The 15740-nt window shown below is 42.9% G+C and carries 13 protein-coding genes, 2 tRNA genes, 2 pseudogenes and 1 CRISPR repeat array (1 of these 18 cut by a window edge); of the genes and pseudogenes, 9 read left to right on the forward strand and 8 right to left on the reverse strand.

Annotated elements, in window-relative coordinates; all coding sequences use genetic code 11:
* Nucleotides 1–4902: a CRISPR direct-repeat array (repeat unit 28 nt; unit sequence GTTCACTGCCGTATAGGCAGCTTAGAAA) (it extends 761 nt beyond the left edge of the window).
* 125 nt (nt 4903–5027) lie between these two features.
* From PGW99_RS00435 to PGW99_RS00455, 5 genes and pseudogenes are all read right to left on the reverse strand, one after another.
* Nucleotides 5028–5780, reverse strand: coding sequence for an ATP-binding protein (locus tag PGW99_RS00435; RefSeq protein WP_273778011.1), 753 nt, complete (start codon nt 5778–5780; stop codon nt 5028–5030).
* Nucleotides 5781–5790: 10 nt separating this feature from the next.
* Nucleotides 5791–6381 (reverse strand): DUF1376 domain-containing protein, encoded by a 591-nt coding sequence (locus PGW99_RS00440; protein WP_273778013.1) that lies wholly within the window; start codon nt 6379–6381, stop codon nt 5791–5793.
* Between the two features lie 64 nt (nt 6382–6445).
* A complete protein-coding gene (locus tag PGW99_RS00445; RefSeq protein WP_273778014.1) occupies nt 6446–6697 on the reverse strand; it encodes a hypothetical protein in 252 nt (83 codons plus the stop codon).
* Nucleotides 6687–7870 (reverse strand): annotated as a pseudogene (locus PGW99_RS00450) (Arm DNA-binding domain-containing protein). The gene PGW99_RS00445 and the pseudogene PGW99_RS00450 overlap by 11 nt, the downstream one beginning before the upstream one ends.
* A 12-nt stretch (nt 7871–7882) precedes the next feature.
* On the reverse strand, nt 7883–8098 hold the full coding sequence (locus PGW99_RS00455; RefSeq protein WP_273778018.1) for a hypothetical protein: 216 nt from the start codon (nt 8096–8098) through the stop codon (nt 7883–7885).
* Nucleotides 8099–8208: 110 nt separating this feature from the next.
* On the opposite strand from PGW99_RS00455, the gene PGW99_RS00460 reads away from it, so the two are divergent.
* The gene (locus tag PGW99_RS00460; protein ID WP_273778105.1) at nt 8209–8436 is read left to right on the forward strand and encodes a helix-turn-helix domain-containing protein; all 228 of its coding nucleotides are present in this window, start codon (nt 8209–8211) and stop codon (nt 8434–8436) included.
* Nucleotides 8437–8844: 408 nt separating this feature from the next.
* Here the strand turns inward: PGW99_RS00460 and PGW99_RS00465 are convergent.
* Nucleotides 8845–8920, reverse strand: a tRNA-Gly gene (locus PGW99_RS00465).
* Nucleotides 8921–8963: 43 nt separating this feature from the next.
* Nucleotides 8964–9039 (reverse strand) — tRNA-Gly (locus tag PGW99_RS00470).
* Nucleotides 9040–9292: 253 nt separating this feature from the next.
* Between PGW99_RS00470 and PGW99_RS00475 the strand changes: the two genes are divergently transcribed.
* From PGW99_RS00475 to PGW99_RS00490, 4 genes are all read left to right on the forward strand, one after another.
* Entirely contained in the window at nt 9293–9604 is a 312-nt protein-coding gene (locus PGW99_RS00475; RefSeq protein ID WP_273778114.1) for a BolA family protein, read from the forward strand.
* 14 nt (nt 9605–9618) lie between these two features.
* Complete coding sequence (locus PGW99_RS00480) at nt 9619–10011, forward strand: SirB2 family protein (RefSeq protein ID WP_273778116.1); 393 nt, start codon at nt 9619–9621, stop codon at nt 10009–10011.
* A gap of 84 nt (nt 10012–10095) precedes the next feature.
* The gene (locus PGW99_RS00485; protein ID WP_273778117.1) at nt 10096–10932 is read left to right on the forward strand and encodes a ParA family protein; all 837 of its coding nucleotides are present in this window, start codon (nt 10096–10098) and stop codon (nt 10930–10932) included.
* Between the two features lie 13 nt (nt 10933–10945).
* The gene (locus tag PGW99_RS00490) at nt 10946–11347 is read left to right on the forward strand and encodes a hypothetical protein (protein ID WP_273778118.1); all 402 of its coding nucleotides are present in this window, start codon (nt 10946–10948) and stop codon (nt 11345–11347) included.
* Between the two features lie 242 nt (nt 11348–11589).
* Here PGW99_RS00490 and PGW99_RS00495 read toward each other — a convergent pair whose 3' ends face one another.
* A complete protein-coding gene (locus PGW99_RS00495; protein WP_273778119.1) occupies nt 11590–12240 on the reverse strand; it encodes a DedA family protein in 651 nt (216 codons plus the stop codon).
* 195 nt (nt 12241–12435) lie between these two features.
* Between PGW99_RS00495 and PGW99_RS00500 the strand changes: the two genes are divergently transcribed.
* The 4 genes and pseudogenes from PGW99_RS00500 to PGW99_RS00515 form a co-directional block, all read left to right on the forward strand.
* Nucleotides 12436–12873, forward strand: coding sequence for a DoxX family protein (locus tag PGW99_RS00500; protein ID WP_273778120.1), 438 nt, complete (start codon nt 12436–12438; stop codon nt 12871–12873).
* Between the two features lie 162 nt (nt 12874–13035).
* Complete coding sequence (guaA, locus tag PGW99_RS00505; RefSeq protein ID WP_273778122.1) at nt 13036–14604, forward strand: glutamine-hydrolyzing GMP synthase; 1569 nt, start codon at nt 13036–13038, stop codon at nt 14602–14604.
* Between the two features lie 132 nt (nt 14605–14736).
* Nucleotides 14737–15411: an HNH endonuclease gene (locus tag PGW99_RS00510; protein ID WP_273778123.1), complete on the forward strand. Its 675-nt coding sequence runs from the start codon at nt 14737–14739 to the stop codon at nt 15409–15411.
* Nucleotides 15412–15426: 15 nt separating this feature from the next.
* Nucleotides 15427–15612: pseudogene (locus tag PGW99_RS00515) on the forward strand (restriction endonuclease); the annotation flags it as partial.
* Between the last annotated feature and the right edge of the window lie 128 nt (nt 15613–15740).

Below are 15740 nucleotides of genomic sequence, written 5' to 3' on the forward strand. Positions count from 1 at the left end.
CCCTGTGCTCCAACCGTTTCGTTCACTGCCGTATAGGCAGCTTAGAAATGGTGGGTTCAATCCTGGCCGAAATACAGCAAGTTCACTGCCGTATAGGCAGCTTAGAAAAATAGAATATTATCTTTTAAGGCTTCTCAGCCGGTTCACTGCCGTATAGGCAGCTTAGAAAATCACTACACACTGCCAATACAACGCTATATTGTTCACTGCCGTATAGGCAGCTTAGAAAATAAATATTTTTAGTTCATTTAATAGGTTTATGTTCACTGCCGTATAGGCAGCTTAGAAAGCTAGTCCATGCACTCGTATCGAGATTGATGTGTTCACTGCCGTATAGGCAGCTTAGAAATTAGCTGCAATGTGTAGATAACATTAGCAGGCGTTCACTGCCGTATAGGCAGCTTAGAAATTAAACCCCATACATCACCCCAATCACCACTGGTTCACTGCCGTATAGGCAGCTTAGAAAAATATTCAAAGGGAAATCTGTCATCGTTCCGCGTTCACTGCCGTATAGGCAGCTTAGAAAAGATAAAAAAGAGCTGGTAAATCTTAGGAGATGTTCACTGCCGTATAGGCAGCTTAGAAAAATCCTTGAAACAGCTCTTTCACTAACGCGCCGTTCACTGCCGTATAGGCAGCTTAGAAAATACATGTGCGGGCTTCCAGCAATATCTGAAAGTTCACTGCCGTATAGGCAGCTTAGAAATTCTGCCTGCTTACCCCAGATTGTGCATTTCCGTTCACTGCCGTATAGGCAGCTTAGAAATTAATCAATTTCAATGCTGCAGATAAGCTATCGTTCACTGCCGTATAGGCAGCTTAGAAAATACTTGGAAGCTGTGCAGAATTTCGGCCAGTGTTCACTGCCGTATAGGCAGCTTAGAAAGGAACCGGGTGCAACAGACTGGCGGCGATGTCGTTCACTGCCGTATAGGCAGCTTAGAAAGTGTTCAAGACAACTATCGTGTAAATGCCTCGGTTCACTGCCGTATAGGCAGCTTAGAAATCACTATTCTTCCAGATTGCGAGAATGTCAGGGTTCACTGCCGTATAGGCAGCTTAGAAAAATGGGAAATGCTGTTGATACCATTCATCAGGGTTCACTGCCGTATAGGCAGCTTAGAAAAAACACAACATTCATTTATAAAAATATAGTTCACTGCCGTATAGGCAGCTTAGAAAATCAACTAAGGCTTGAACAGCAGCTCCACCAAGTTCACTGCCGTATAGGCAGCTTAGAAATTTAAATCTAAGCGTAGTGCCGTTTACATCAAGTTCACTGCCGTATAGGCAGCTTAGAAAAAACACATAGTAAGAATCACGGGCAATCGCCTGTTCACTGCCGTATAGGCAGCTTAGAAAGATTTGTGCCCAAAGCAGACCAGGGCTACACAGTTCACTGCCGTATAGGCAGCTTAGAAAAAGCTCTACTATTGTTCCTCGTGTTGTACCAAGTTCACTGCCGTATAGGCAGCTTAGAAAGTAATATTACGGCAGCAGCATAAAAAAGGGGCGTTCACTGCCGTATAGGCAGCTTAGAAATATCAGAAAACCTACCAGAACTGGGTAGAGCCGTTCACTGCCGTATAGGCAGCTTAGAAATGGTCGTGGTGGTGCGTGTACCAACAGCCGTTTGTTCACTGCCGTATAGGCAGCTTAGAAAAACCGGATTCTGGCTTCATACTTGTGGCCAGTGTTCACTGCCGTATAGGCAGCTTAGAAAATTAATCGTGAAACGCATTTCGGCGAATCCAAGTTCACTGCCGTATAGGCAGCTTAGAAAATCAAGCGCACGGCTGAGTGGATCAATATAGAGTTCACTGCCGTATAGGCAGCTTAGAAATGATGTTGCTCGTACCGTTGCTGACAGCCTGTGTTCACTGCCGTATAGGCAGCTTAGAAATGAATGCGTTATGTGCATCAAGGCCATTGGCCGTTCACTGCCGTATAGGCAGCTTAGAAAAATTGACCTTGAACTTTAGAAGTACTTTGAAAGTTCACTGCCGTATAGGCAGCTTAGAAATAAACTTATTTTATTCATCATTAAAGTTACTTGTTCACTGCCGTATAGGCAGCTTAGAAAATAAAACTAAACATATGTACGCCCCTAGTGTTGTTCACTGCCGTATAGGCAGCTTAGAAAATATTCATGCGCAAATTCTGCCGCTGTAATCAGTTCACTGCCGTATAGGCAGCTTAGAAAAAATGCGTCTGAGCCATGCGAAGCCCAGTCATGTTCACTGCCGTATAGGCAGCTTAGAAAGCTTGTTTACTGCATCACGAACGATACCAAGAGTTCACTGCCGTATAGGCAGCTTAGAAAAATCACTGCCCACTCAGAAACGATCAAAGTCCGTTCACTGCCGTATAGGCAGCTTAGAAAAAAAACGGCGGCCTTAGACTGGCTTGGGCTGGGTTCACTGCCGTATAGGCAGCTTAGAAAATGGACGTTTCCGGTTTGCTGATATTCTTAATGTTCACTGCCGTATAGGCAGCTTAGAAATTTTTCACGTGCTTCTGCCTGCGGTTTGGCATGTTCACTGCCGTATAGGCAGCTTAGAAAATTGGCGCATTGTGCTTTTCATAACGCACGATGTTCACTGCCGTATAGGCAGCTTAGAAAGTTCTTATATTAAATTTGAACGTGTTGATGGAGTTCACTGCCGTATAGGCAGCTTAGAAAATATTCACGTTTGCTCAAAAAGAGCTGTTTCTGTTCACTGCCGTATAGGCAGCTTAGAAATGTTACGCTAGGCCAGTGCTCAAGCATCCGAAGTTCACTGCCGTATAGGCAGCTTAGAAACGAAAGCGGCTAAGAATACGATCGTCGCACAGGTTCACTGCCGTATAGGCAGCTTAGAAAGAAAAATACAAGAACAAAATCAATAACTCGAGTTCACTGCCGTATAGGCAGCTTAGAAATTTGGATGTAGGTCACAACTACAGTTGATATAGTTCACTGCCGTATAGGCAGCTTAGAAAAGTGGCTTTATTGTCAATGAGCGCGATACCACGTTCACTGCCGTATAGGCAGCTTAGAAACGTAACCGCTGGGCGAGCACGTTCCGACCGCTGTTCACTGCCGTATAGGCAGCTTAGAAAATGGACTGCCCATTCATTAACAAAAAGCCTTCTGTTCACTGCCGTATAGGCAGCTTAGAAAGGTGAAACCTTGCAACATGGCTACACTCCAACGTTCACTGCCGTATAGGCAGCTTAGAAATGAACAAGTCAATCCGACATGGTGCTCGCATCGTTCACTGCCGTATAGGCAGCTTAGAAATTTATGACGTTCATCGTTTGATTGACCACCATGTTCACTGCCGTATAGGCAGCTTAGAAATATTGAAGTTAATGCGCTTCTCGGCCCAACAAGTTCACTGCCGTATAGGCAGCTTAGAAATTTAGACCTACGAAGATCAAAAGAATTGCACCGTTCACTGCCGTATAGGCAGCTTAGAAATTGCCCGACGGTTTGGGCGTCTGCCTGTGGCTGTTCACTGCCGTATAGGCAGCTTAGAAATTCGAAACAGTCACCAGCTACGAGGCGACCGACGTTCACTGCCGTATAGGCAGCTTAGAAATTATCAACCCCGCCTGTTGTTAGGTCGTTAATGTTCACTGCCGTATAGGCAGCTTAGAAAACGGTATCAACTGCGTCGATCCGTCTTGTGATGTTCACTGCCGTATAGGCAGCTTAGAAATTGCTATATATGCTATGGAACTTCATAGATGAGTTCACTGCCGTATAGGCAGCTTAGAAATTTATCTTCAACAATGGCCGGCTCATCTTCCAGTTCACTGCCGTATAGGCAGCTTAGAAAAAAACACTACAGGAAATGCAGCAACAGCAACAGTTCACTGCCGTATAGGCAGCTTAGAAATTCGGTTTAGGCCCAGGCTTGATCGGCGGTAGGTTCACTGCCGTATAGGCAGCTTAGAAAATGAACAAGAAATTAACCAAGGCAATCAATAAGTTCACTGCCGTATAGGCAGCTTAGAAAAATGTCTAAAATTTCATCTTTTTTCTGTTTTAGTTCACTGCCGTATAGGCAGCTTAGAAAAAAACAGCGTTGGATTACCTGGAATAACAATGTTCACTGCCGTATAGGCAGCTTAGAAAACAATGGCGTAAAAACCGTTCTGCATCGCGTTGTTCACTGCCGTATAGGCAGCTTAGAAAAGGATCAGCACGGTTGTCAGTGTATCCACCCTGTTCACTGCCGTATAGGCAGCTTAGAAAATTATCCATAAGAGCAGGCAAAAGCTTGGTTAGTTCACTGCCGTATAGGCAGCTTAGAAACGGTGGTCCCGAGCGCTAACTGTGACGTCGGGTTCACTGCCGTATAGGCAGCTTAGAAATAAAAATTAACTTATTGTATCTTAAAAACTGCGTTCACTGCCGTATAGGCAGCTTAGAAATTTTTATAAATGGCTTGGTGAAAACTGTGATAGTTCACTGCCGTATAGGCAGCTTAGAAAGATAAGTGACGCGACGGCCTCGGCCTGTTCAGGTTCACTGCCGTATAGGCAGCTTAGAAATTCGCTTACTCCTGTAGCTGTTACGCCTGTTAGTTCACTGCCGTATAGGCAGCTTAGAAAATTAGAACGGATCTTTACAAAATCTGCGTTAAGTTCACTGCCGTATAGGCAGCTTAGAAAAACATCGGTTTTTCGTCTGTAGAGTTATGGTTCACTGCCGTATAGGCAGCTTAGAAATTGATTCTACACTACCGTATTATGATACGTTCGTTCACTGCCGTATAGGCAGCTTAGAAAATATTATCCACAACCCACTTTAGGCCGTCGGCGTTCACTGCCGTATAGGCAGCTTAGAAATTAATAATTTCTTTAAGTATAGTGCTGATGATGTTCACTGCCGTATAGGCAGCTTAGAAAATTTTAAGCCAAGTAAAACACTGTATTCACCTGTTCACTGCCGCATACTCGCCTAATGAAGGAATTAAATATTTGATGCTTAATTGGTTTATAAAAAGGCGGTTCAAATGAACCACCTTTGATATTTAATAAATATTATTAAAGCGGTTATCCTCCCAATAACACGGTACTACACTCAAATTGTTCTCATGTAACCGTGACCATAATCGGACACCTAAATCCCGCTGCATATTCTGTAATGTGAAATTGGAAATCAGCAGTGTGGATTTCATGTTGTCATAACGGCTATATAAGACCTTATGCACCATCTCTAGACGTTTTTCATGTCGGTCATGCAGGCCATATTCATCTATCACCAATAAATCAAAACTGGAGAAATGGTCGATGACTTCCTTTTCAGAGCGTGAAGCATCTGACCAAGTGTCCATCATTTTTTGAGCAATTTCTGCACTGGTATAGTAGCGTGCAGATTTCGTACTGTTATATAGAATGTTGCGAATGATTGATGTACCTAGATGGGTTTTTCCTGTACCTGGTGTGCCGATGAGCAGCAGGTTCGGATGATGGTCAGAAATAATCTGTTGTGCAAAGGTCTGACATTGTTTGATAGCATTCTCTTGTGCAGAACATGCGACCACATAATTCTTAAAACCACGATCTAGGTAGCGTTTATTGAGCCCTGAATTTTTGATTCTCTGCTGCAGTAAGCGCTGTTGTAGTTCATCTTCATAAGCTGCATGTGAGCGGTGGACAGTTTCTTTAGCACACAATTTACAAAGTCTGTGACCAGCAATTTCCATCAGGGGTATGTGATGGGTAGGGCATAGCATTTCAGTTGCTTCTGCGTGAATCTGGAGCGTTTTAAGCATGGTATTCATGGTCGTTCTCCTAAATCCATTTTGAATTTTCTAAAAAATTCTCATTTTTTTCTTCAAAATTTGAAGATGAAGATGAAGATGAAGATGAAGATGAAGATGAAGATGAAGATGAAGATGAAGATGAAGATGAAGATGAAGATGAAGATGAAGGGCATTGCTTGAGCTTGGTTGGAGCAATGCTTAGGGTATCCTCGGAGAATGCTTGAGCATTTTTTTGCACTTGCTTATTAGATGCTTGAGCATTACTTGCGGATTTATTCCAGCGTGCTTGTGCTGCATTTTTAGCTTTATCAGATTTTATCTGCTGATTTTGTAAAGCCTGGCTTTTTAAACTGGTTAAAAAATTTGAATGAATCTGTTCAGATTCGATTTCAAACAATTCCAATGCGATTAGTGTATTCAACAAAGTTTTAACCTTTGTCTGTTGTGGTAATTTCGTGATGCTGCATATCGTTGCTAGATCATGAGGAATAGCACCATTTTTCCAAAAATCCATCATTAACAGCAGTGCTGCACCGATTTGTTCTGTGGTCATTCGTGCGAATTTTGCCTGTAAGTCACCAATATAGAGTGGCATCCAAATTGAAATATCTTTATGCATGGGTTTACCTTTTATGGGTATAGAGGGGCTAAGGTCATCGATTAGATGACCTTGTATGTTTGTCTTATTGGTGAGTTAGGCTCATTAACCGGAGGCGGGCTTGTTGGGCTAGATCATCGTAATGGGCTTGTCCCTCATCCAGTAGTCGTTGTAGCCATAGTCTTAATGCTTGGTGATCATCGAAACATTTATTGATCTCCAGCAAAAAGGCCAGATTGTGAAGTTTGGGAATGTGTAACTCATAGATAAGTTCACGAGCGACCATATCTGCTTCCGGACTAACTACTACGCCGCCAAAGAAAGCTTTATTGTTCATGGGCAACCTCCTCTATATTTAGTCTCTCTAGCATGGCTTCAAAAGCACTGCCATCGCGTCGCGTAACATTCGGAATGTAGCGGCTATAGACTCGGAACAGCATTTCAGTCGTTGAGTGCCCCAGTTGGCGTGCAATCCATTCTGGATTCTCACCTGCCGACAACCAGAGTGTTGCAGCTGTATGGCGTGTTTGATAAGCACGACGACTGGGTAGACGCAGTAGGCGTAAGAGAGGATGCCAAACCCGTTTATTGACTAAACGATAATCTAAAGGGCCACCTTCTCGATTACAGAAGACAAATTCTGAACGTCCATTGTTCAGACTTTTTTGTTGTATGAGTGCATCATAAACACATTCACTCATTTGAATCGTACGATCGGAGCCATAAGTTTTGGTACCCCCAAGTTCCCCATTAACTAAAGCTTCTCGAATGTGAATTTCATGACGTTGGAAATCGATATTTTTCCAGCGCAGTCCATCAATCTCACTGGTGCGCATTCCTGTGAAGAAGCGCACTGTATAGTACGGTTTAAAGTCCTCCCTGACATGCTGCAAAATGAGCGAGACTTCTTGTAGCGTAAAAGGCATAACTTCAGTTTTTTGTGTTTTTAGATTTTTGATATTTTTATAAGGACTATCAAAATCATATCGTTCAGCTGCGCTATCGAGTATCATACGTAACACTGTCATAATCTGGTTGATTCGTGATGGTGATAGACATTCTTGGGCAACTCCGTAAGTCACTTTGGCGAGGGATGTGCGGAATCCTAGAATGTCTGACTTTTTGACGTTAATAATTGGTAAGCTACCAAAATAAGGGATCAAATATTTCCTTAGAACTATTTGGATTTTTCCACGATAACTTGTTCGCCATTCAATTTCTTTTTCTATAAACCAAGTCTTACAATATTCTGAAAACATGGGTGTTTTTGAACTAATTGCATTGACTCTATTTTCAGCTTCTTTGATTTCCTTTAAGCGAGCACTTTTGGGAAAATATTTGGCATAGTCAAAAATGCCCAGCAGAATTTCTGCTTCCATGCGTTCAATTACTTTTTCAAGTTTTTTCTGTTTTGACTATTGTCTTCTAAAGCTGTGGTTTCGCGACAACGCATGTTGAGATATCGAAAGTCGACCCCCAACTTGCCATATCGTGATCGAATTGCTGCCATAAAATTATCTCCTTATTGCAATTGAAGGGTATGTAAATTACCTAACGTTGTTTTCGTCATGTCTTCTTCAATACGCTCCCACACATACAGAATTTTTCGCCCACCAAAAGGGCGAATGTAATGAATGCCCTCGATAAGAACGCTGTCTTTTAACTGGTTGCGAATAGTTCTCTCGTTATAATGGATTCGTTGGGATAACTCTTTTGTAGTAAGATAGGTCAAGTTCATAAGCATTTCCTTTTAAAAAGTACCACAATGGTGTTATTAAATGACTCAATGCAATAATATATGCATAAGTAACACCATGCAAGTACTTTATTACACAATGGTGATAATTAATGATAGTTTGCAATTTGCCAGTACTTTTGGCAGAACGCCGGATGAAGGTTGCAGATGTTGCTAGAGCAACTGGGATGAGCAAGACCACTCTGCATAAACTTTATAATGGCCAGTCAACAAGGATTGATTTTGAAACACTTGAAAAACTTTGCATGCTGTTACAAGTGCAAGTCGGAGATTTATTGCAATTTAAGCAAAATGATTCCGGAGAGCAGGGCATTAGCTGAAAATGTCTACGAATCTTTAAGTGAAGAAAAAATTGAAAAGCTATAACAGCTATAATTACTAAAGATTTTTGTGCTTAAAATTGGTGACCAAATTTGGTCACCGTATCACAATCATGGTAAAAAATATTAGTTAAATTTTTCTCGGCGTAATCTGGGATATTGTTAAAAAGCCAATCCTAGAATTAGGGAATTCTTAAAGATTTATGATTTAAAGTACTGTGAGATCATAATAAAAACATTGCTGAAGGCGTGAAAAAGTCACTTTTGGTCACCAAATGGCATTAGATCCCTTGGTTTATCAGAATGAATCCTGAAATGTTGGATATAGATTGCCGAGGTTCTTTTAAAATATTCTTTTTGAATCAACAATAAAAAAGCCCCAGTCTTCCGACTAGGGCCTTTAAAATTTGGAGCGGGAAACGAGACTCGAACTCGCGACCCCAACCTTGGCAAGGTTGTGCTCTACCAACTGAGCTATTCCCGCAGATTGAGCAGTTTTACTATAAAAACTTACACTTAAAAGATTTTGGAGCGGGAAACGAGACTCGAACTCGCGACCCCAACCTTGGCAAGGTTGTGCTCTACCAACTGAGCTATTCCCGCGTGCCAGCTATAATACCTGATGTAAAAAACTGGTCAACAACTTTATGCAGAATATTGTATCAATTGCATAAAATAAAATCAGTCACTTATCCCTGTGGATCATTATTTCACCCTGGAGGGATGAAAATTCTCTGTGTTGGCCAAAATCTGATTTTGTAATTGTCTCTAGGACGGATTCGGCTGCCTCAGTATGTGCAGATCATGGTATAACAAGGTGATTTTCTCGAAATAATCGACGGATGGAGAAGTAAAAATGAGCCTGGAACAACAATTGATTGAGCGCTTACAGGATTTACAGCCGAGTCACTTGCAGGTGGTAAATGAATCTTCAGGTCATGGTGGCTATTTCCCAGGCAAAGAATCGCACTTTAAGGTGGAGATCGTCTCTGAAGCATTTGAGGGATTACGTTTAGTGCAACGCCATCAGAAAGTTTATGCTGCGGCCGGAGATTTGTTGGCACCAAGCCGAATTCATGCACTCGCCATCCATGCCTATTTACCACAGGAATGGCAGGGGCAGGCACCTGACAGTCCAGAATGTGCTCATGCACCGAAGTCAGAATAAGCCAGGTTGTAAGTATGGATAGTCATTTATTGATTAAAATCGTGCATATGAGTGCTGCAACTCTGGCTTTATTGGTGTTTGTAGTACGTGCAATGACCCTGTTTGTTGGGGTGCAGGAACAGCAGCCGAATCCGGTTGCACGCAAATTGTTGGTCGGTAGTCAGCATCTGGCCTTTAGCCTGATTGCACTGACGGGCATCATTTTGCTGGTGATGAACCAGTTTCAGGTACAGCCGTGGTTCTATGCCAAAATTATTCTGTTTTTGGTGTTGTTGTCTTCCTTCATTAAAGCCTTTAAACGCGATGATTCAATTTTGCTGGTGCAACGCCGTGCGGGACTCATTCTGGGGGCAGTGGCTTTTGTGGCCATTATTATCTTGATTCTGCTCAAACCGACTTTCGGTTAATTCTTCACATTTTCCCTCAGTGCTTCTGTACACTAGGTTAAACTAGCGTACAGAAAGCCAACAAGAACAAGATGAGGGAACGGAATGCGGACACGTGTGATCTTTAACCAGAAAGGTGGTGTTGGAAAATCCAGTATTGCCGTCAATTTGGCGGCCATCAGTGCGGCTCAGCAACTCAAAACCCTGGTCATTGATCTCGACCCACAGGCCAATGCCAGTCAGTATCTGTTAGGGGACGCTGCCAGTCATACGGCGGATCAACCCATATTAGCACCGAATATTGAGCAGTTTTTTCAGGAAGTGCTGGATACCACCCAGACCCGCAGCCTGTTGGGGAATGCATTGGGATCAATTTTGGGCAGCCGTAGTCATGGCTTACACAGTTATGTGCATCACACCCCCTTTGAACATCTGCACGTCATTCCTGCAAGTCCTACCTTAGGTGCTTTACAACATGCACTAGAGGCCAAACACAAAATTTATAAATTGCGCGACGCGCTCCGTGCTCTAGAAACCCAATATGACCGAATCTATATTGATACCCCTCCGGCATTTAACTTTTTTACCCTTTCTGCCCTGATTGCAGCGGATCGGGTGCTGATTCCGTTTGATTGCGATGTATTTTCCAAACGTGCCTTGCACAGTCTGATTGCTAATGTGATTGAAACTCAGGACGATCATAATAACCGTCTGGAAATTGAAGGGATTGTGGTAAATCAGTTTCAGGCACAGGCCAAGCTGCCTCGCGAAGTGGTACAAGAGTTACAGGATGAAGGGTTGCCGGTATTACAGAGTAAACTGCCACCTTCTGTGTTGATGAAGGAATCTCATCATCGCAATCTGCCACTGATCCATCTGGCAGCTGATCATAAATTGACGCAGGCCTATCAGACATTGTTCAATGAAATTGAACAAAAATAAGCAAGAGTCCGGTATGAACAAATTTTCTTTCGCAATGACTACGATCACAGCGGTTCTTCTCAGTGCTTGCGCCACAACAGTCAAGCCACTCTATGTGTCGCCGACGCACTATCAGGCCTTTAACTGTCAGCAGCTGCAAAGTGAATATAACCGGATACAGGCTTATATTGATGCGGGTGTCGAGCCGGCAAAAAGTACGGGTGTCGGCGTCGGTATTGGCATTGGCGGCGGCTGGGGGAGTGGAGGTGACTGGGGTGTTGGTCCGAGTATTTCGGTCAATATGGGTCAATCCTCTGCTACCAAACGGACGGAGCTGGCGCGTGTACTTGGGGAACAAGAAGCAATTGTACAGGCCGCTAAATTTAAAAACTGTCCGCTTCTGATCCGTAGCAAGACAACGCAATCTTCGAACTAAACGGCTCACCCTTCGCAAGCAAGAGGTTATCGCCTTGGCACTTGTTTTATAAGTGTTTGCAGGGCTTGCATTGGCTGCGTGTACTTGGCGTTTTAGAGGTCGAATCGTCTATTTTGTTGCGCTGATTGCAACACTTTCAATCATGGCACTGAATGCTTCAAAATAAAAAGCCGATCCTGACGATTCAGGATCGGCTGATCTTCAGCCTCGAATGATCAACTTAATGTTGGCTACCGAGCTGTTTATTTGGGTTGTTTTAAGGCATTGCGTTCTTGCCAGCGTTGACGGATAAAACCGATAACCCCTGGTAGAATGCTCAGAATAATAATGCCGAAAATCAGGTGGGTGAAATTGTCTTTCACAATCGGCATATTGCCAAACAGATAGCCCAAAGTCACAAAAGACGCGATCCAGCAGAATGCACCAATCACGTTATAGGTGAGGAAATATTTGTAATTCATGCTGCCTGTACCTGCAACGAATGGTGCAAAGGTACGGGCAAAAGGAATAAAACGGGCAAAAATAATGGTTTTACCGCCATGGCGGGCGAAGAACTGCTGGGTTTTCAATAAATGCTGTTTATTGATCAAGCGGGTATTCAACTCAAACACACGAGGTCCGATCCAGCGGCCAATATGATAATTCAATGTATCGCCCAATACCGCAGCCGTAAACAGCAATACACCGAGTAACCAGGGATTGAGTGCACCGGTAGAGGCAGCCAAGGCACCTGCAGCAAACAGTAAACTGTCACCAGGCAGGAAGGGCATCACTACCAGTCCCGTTTCAACAAAAATAATTAAAAATAAAATGCCGTAAATCCACACCCCATAGTTGGTAATAAACTCAAGCAGGTGTTGGTCAACATGTAAGATAAAATCGATGGGGTTCATGGGGCCAAGATAAAGGAAGATGTGAGGAAATCCTAGCAGTGATAGGTGGTAAAGTCAGTATCAAAAACTTAAATTCTGTCTCTGAATCCTGTTCTATTATTGCAACGGTCAGTCCGATATATGGTTATTCTGTTTGTATAATTTAGGGCGTAACATAATCGAATTGATTAAATAATATGCAAACAGGTGGTTCCTATGTTCAATCCCAATGTTACGGTTAAAAATATGGTGACCACTCCGACAGCCCATGCACTGATTGCCCTGTTAGCCCGAGTATTTATGGCATATATCTTTCTGATTGCGGGCTGGGGAAAAATAAATGCGTATGCTGGCACAGCGGGTTATATGGAAATGATGGGAATACCAGGGAGCCTGTTGCCTTTGGTGATTCTGATTGAGATCGGTGGTGGTTTGGCTTTGCTGGTGGGCTTTCAAACACGGATCGTCGCCTTGGGGTTGGCAATTTTTACCCTAGTGGCAGGCATGATTTTTCATGTTGGTGGTGCTACTCCGGAACAAATCACCAATAATTCTATTCACCTTATGAAAAACATCGCTATCACGGGCGGATTCTTGTTCGTAATGTTGCAGGGCGCTGGCAAGTTCAGTATTGACAACGCCATTGAAAAATAAACGGTAGGCGATGTTTAAAAAACCGGGTCGATCAGACCCGGTTTTTTATAATTTGTACAGACTAAAACGACAAATATCCGGCTTGTGCGAAGAATGTGCGTAATGCCAGGAAAAATGGTAGAATCACGGGCTTACTTCGTTTGCCTTGCATAGTTGTTTGTCATGACTACCAATACCCAAATTACTGAAGACCGCATCCTGATTCTGGATTTCGGTTCTCAATATAGTCAGCTGATTGCGCGTCGTGTACGTGAAGCTGGCGTATATTCTGAAATGTATGCCTATGACATGTCTGAAGAAGACATTCGTGCCTTTAATCCAAACGGGATTATCTTGTCAGGTGGCCCTGAAAGTGTTCACGTTGAAGGCAGCCCACGTGCACCACAAGTGGTGTTCGAGTTAGGCGTGCCAGTATTGGGGATCTGCTATGGTTTGCAAACCATGTCAGAACAATTGGGCGGCAAGGTTGAGCCGGGTACGGTACACGAATTCGGTTATGCCGAAGTGGATATCTTGGTTCGTGACCAGCTGATTGGCAATTTGCAAGACCGTGAAAACCAGCTGCATGTTTGGATGAGTCACGGTGACAAAGTGAGTGCGATTCCAGAAGGTTTCCAGGTCACTGCCAGCACAGCAAGTTGTCCGTTTGCAGCCGTGAGTGATGAAAAACGCCGTTTCTATGGCGTACAGTTCCATCCGGAAGTAACGCACACCTCTAAGGGTGCCGAATTGCTTTCTAACTTCGTGCATAAAATTTGTGGTTGCCGTGGTCTTTGGACACCAGAGCACATTATCGATTTGCGCGTAGAACAATTGCGTAAACAAATTGGTGATGAAAAAGTACTGCTAGGTCTTTCCGGTGGAGTGGATTCATCTGTGGTTGCTGCTTTGTTGCATAAAGCGATTGGCGACCAGCTCACTTGCGTATTTGTAGACAATGGTTTGCTTCGTTTGAACGAAGGCGATCAAGTGATGCAAATGTTTGCAGATAACATGGGTATCTGTGTGATTCGTGCCGATGCAGAAGCACGTTTCTTGGGTGCGCTTGCAGGCGAAACTGATCCTGAGAAAAAACGTAAGATCATTGGCCGTGAATTTATTGAAGTGTTTGCGGAAGAAGCACGTAAACTCGATGGCGTGAAATTCCTTGCGCAGGGTACGATTTATCCAGACGTGATTGAATCAGCTGCCAGCAAACAAGGCAAAGCGCATGTAATCAAATCACACCATAACGTGGGTGGTTTGCCGGAAGATTTAGCCTTTGAATTGGTTGAGCCATTACGTGACCTGTTTAAAGATGAGGTGCGTAAATTGGGTACAACGCTCGGTTTGCCACACAGCATGATTTACCGTCATCCATTCCCGGGTCCAGGTTTGGGCGTGCGTATCTTGGGTGAAGTGAAAAAAGAATATGCGGATATCCTTCGTCTTGCGGATGACATCTTCATGCAAGAGTTGCGTGACAGCGGTTGGTATGACAAAACTGCACAGGCTTTTGCGGTGTTCCAGCCTGTGAAATCTGTCGGTGTGGTGGGTGATGGCCGCCGTTATGCTTGGGTAATCGCGCTACGTGCAGTAGAAACCGTTGACTTTATGACCGCACGTTTTGCGCACTTGCCATACGAGTTGGTGGATAAAATCTCGACCCGTATCATGAACGAAATTGCTGATGTGTCACGTGTAGTGTATGACGTGTCATCTAAGCCACCAGCAACGATTGAGTGGGAGTAAAACTGGGCTTTCAAGCAGCATTGCTGCTTGCCAGTTTTACGGCAAAGGCTATGCCTGCGCCAGAGTGAAATGATTTTTAGAAAGGGCGCTTAGGCGTCCTTTTTTGTATATTTTATTTTAATCGGAGGAGGTATGGATTTTTATACTTGGTTGGTGAATGAAAAAGGATTATCGACCGCAACAGCTTCTAAATATAATCTCGTGATAAAAAATAGAATTAGTGAATGGTTGCCAAGTTATGAATTGCCTCAGAATAGTATTGATTTTGAAGCTGTGAAGCGAATTATAGAATCGTTGAATATTTATAAAGAAAGAAATAGTGTTGGCAATAATATGTATTCATCAGCACTTAGGCATTATGGGAATTACCTAAAAGAACATGATATTCAGGACAGGGATATTTTTTCGGAAGATCAGAAATTTACGTCCGAAGCTGAAAAGCTTATCAAAGTGAGATTGGTACAAAATAAATTTAGAAAAGGATTGTTTGATCTGAATCAATTTTGCGTCGTTACTGGCTTTAAGAATACTCAATTTTTAATTGCATCCCATATAAAACCCTGGTCAGTTAGCAGTGATGAGGAAAGATTAGATCCATATAATGGATTACTGTTAACGCCAAATTTTGATCGATTATTTGATAAGGGGCTTATATCTTTTAGGCAGGATGGTGAGATTTTAATTTCTAAGCAGCTTACTCATGCAGAACAAGCATTTTTTAATATTCCTCATTATGCAGTTATTCAATTTGACTCCAGATATCAAAAATATTTTGAGTTCCATCAGGATGAAATTTTTAAACCATAGGATTAGATACAGACCGTATTCATTACAACTTCATCTTTTAGTAAAGAGGCAATTGAGTCTGCGAAAAAATCCGGAATTGTACTGATTGATGGCGATAAGCTGACGTCATTAATGATCGAATTTGGTTTGGGTGTCCAAATTGAACGCAGTTTTCATATTTATAAAATTGACCAAGACCGCTTTGATGAGGAAAGTTTTTAAGGACGCAGAAGCGTCCTTTTTTATTTCTGATAAAAACAAAATTCTTATTGTCCTATGCCTGACATTCAGCGTATTAACTAAGGCATAGGTCAAGAAAAAGTAAATAGCTAACATCATGTTTACAATCA

The organism is Acinetobacter sp. GSS19 (assembly GCF_028621895.1).
Taxonomy (GTDB): Bacteria; Pseudomonadota; Gammaproteobacteria; order Pseudomonadales; family Moraxellaceae; genus Acinetobacter.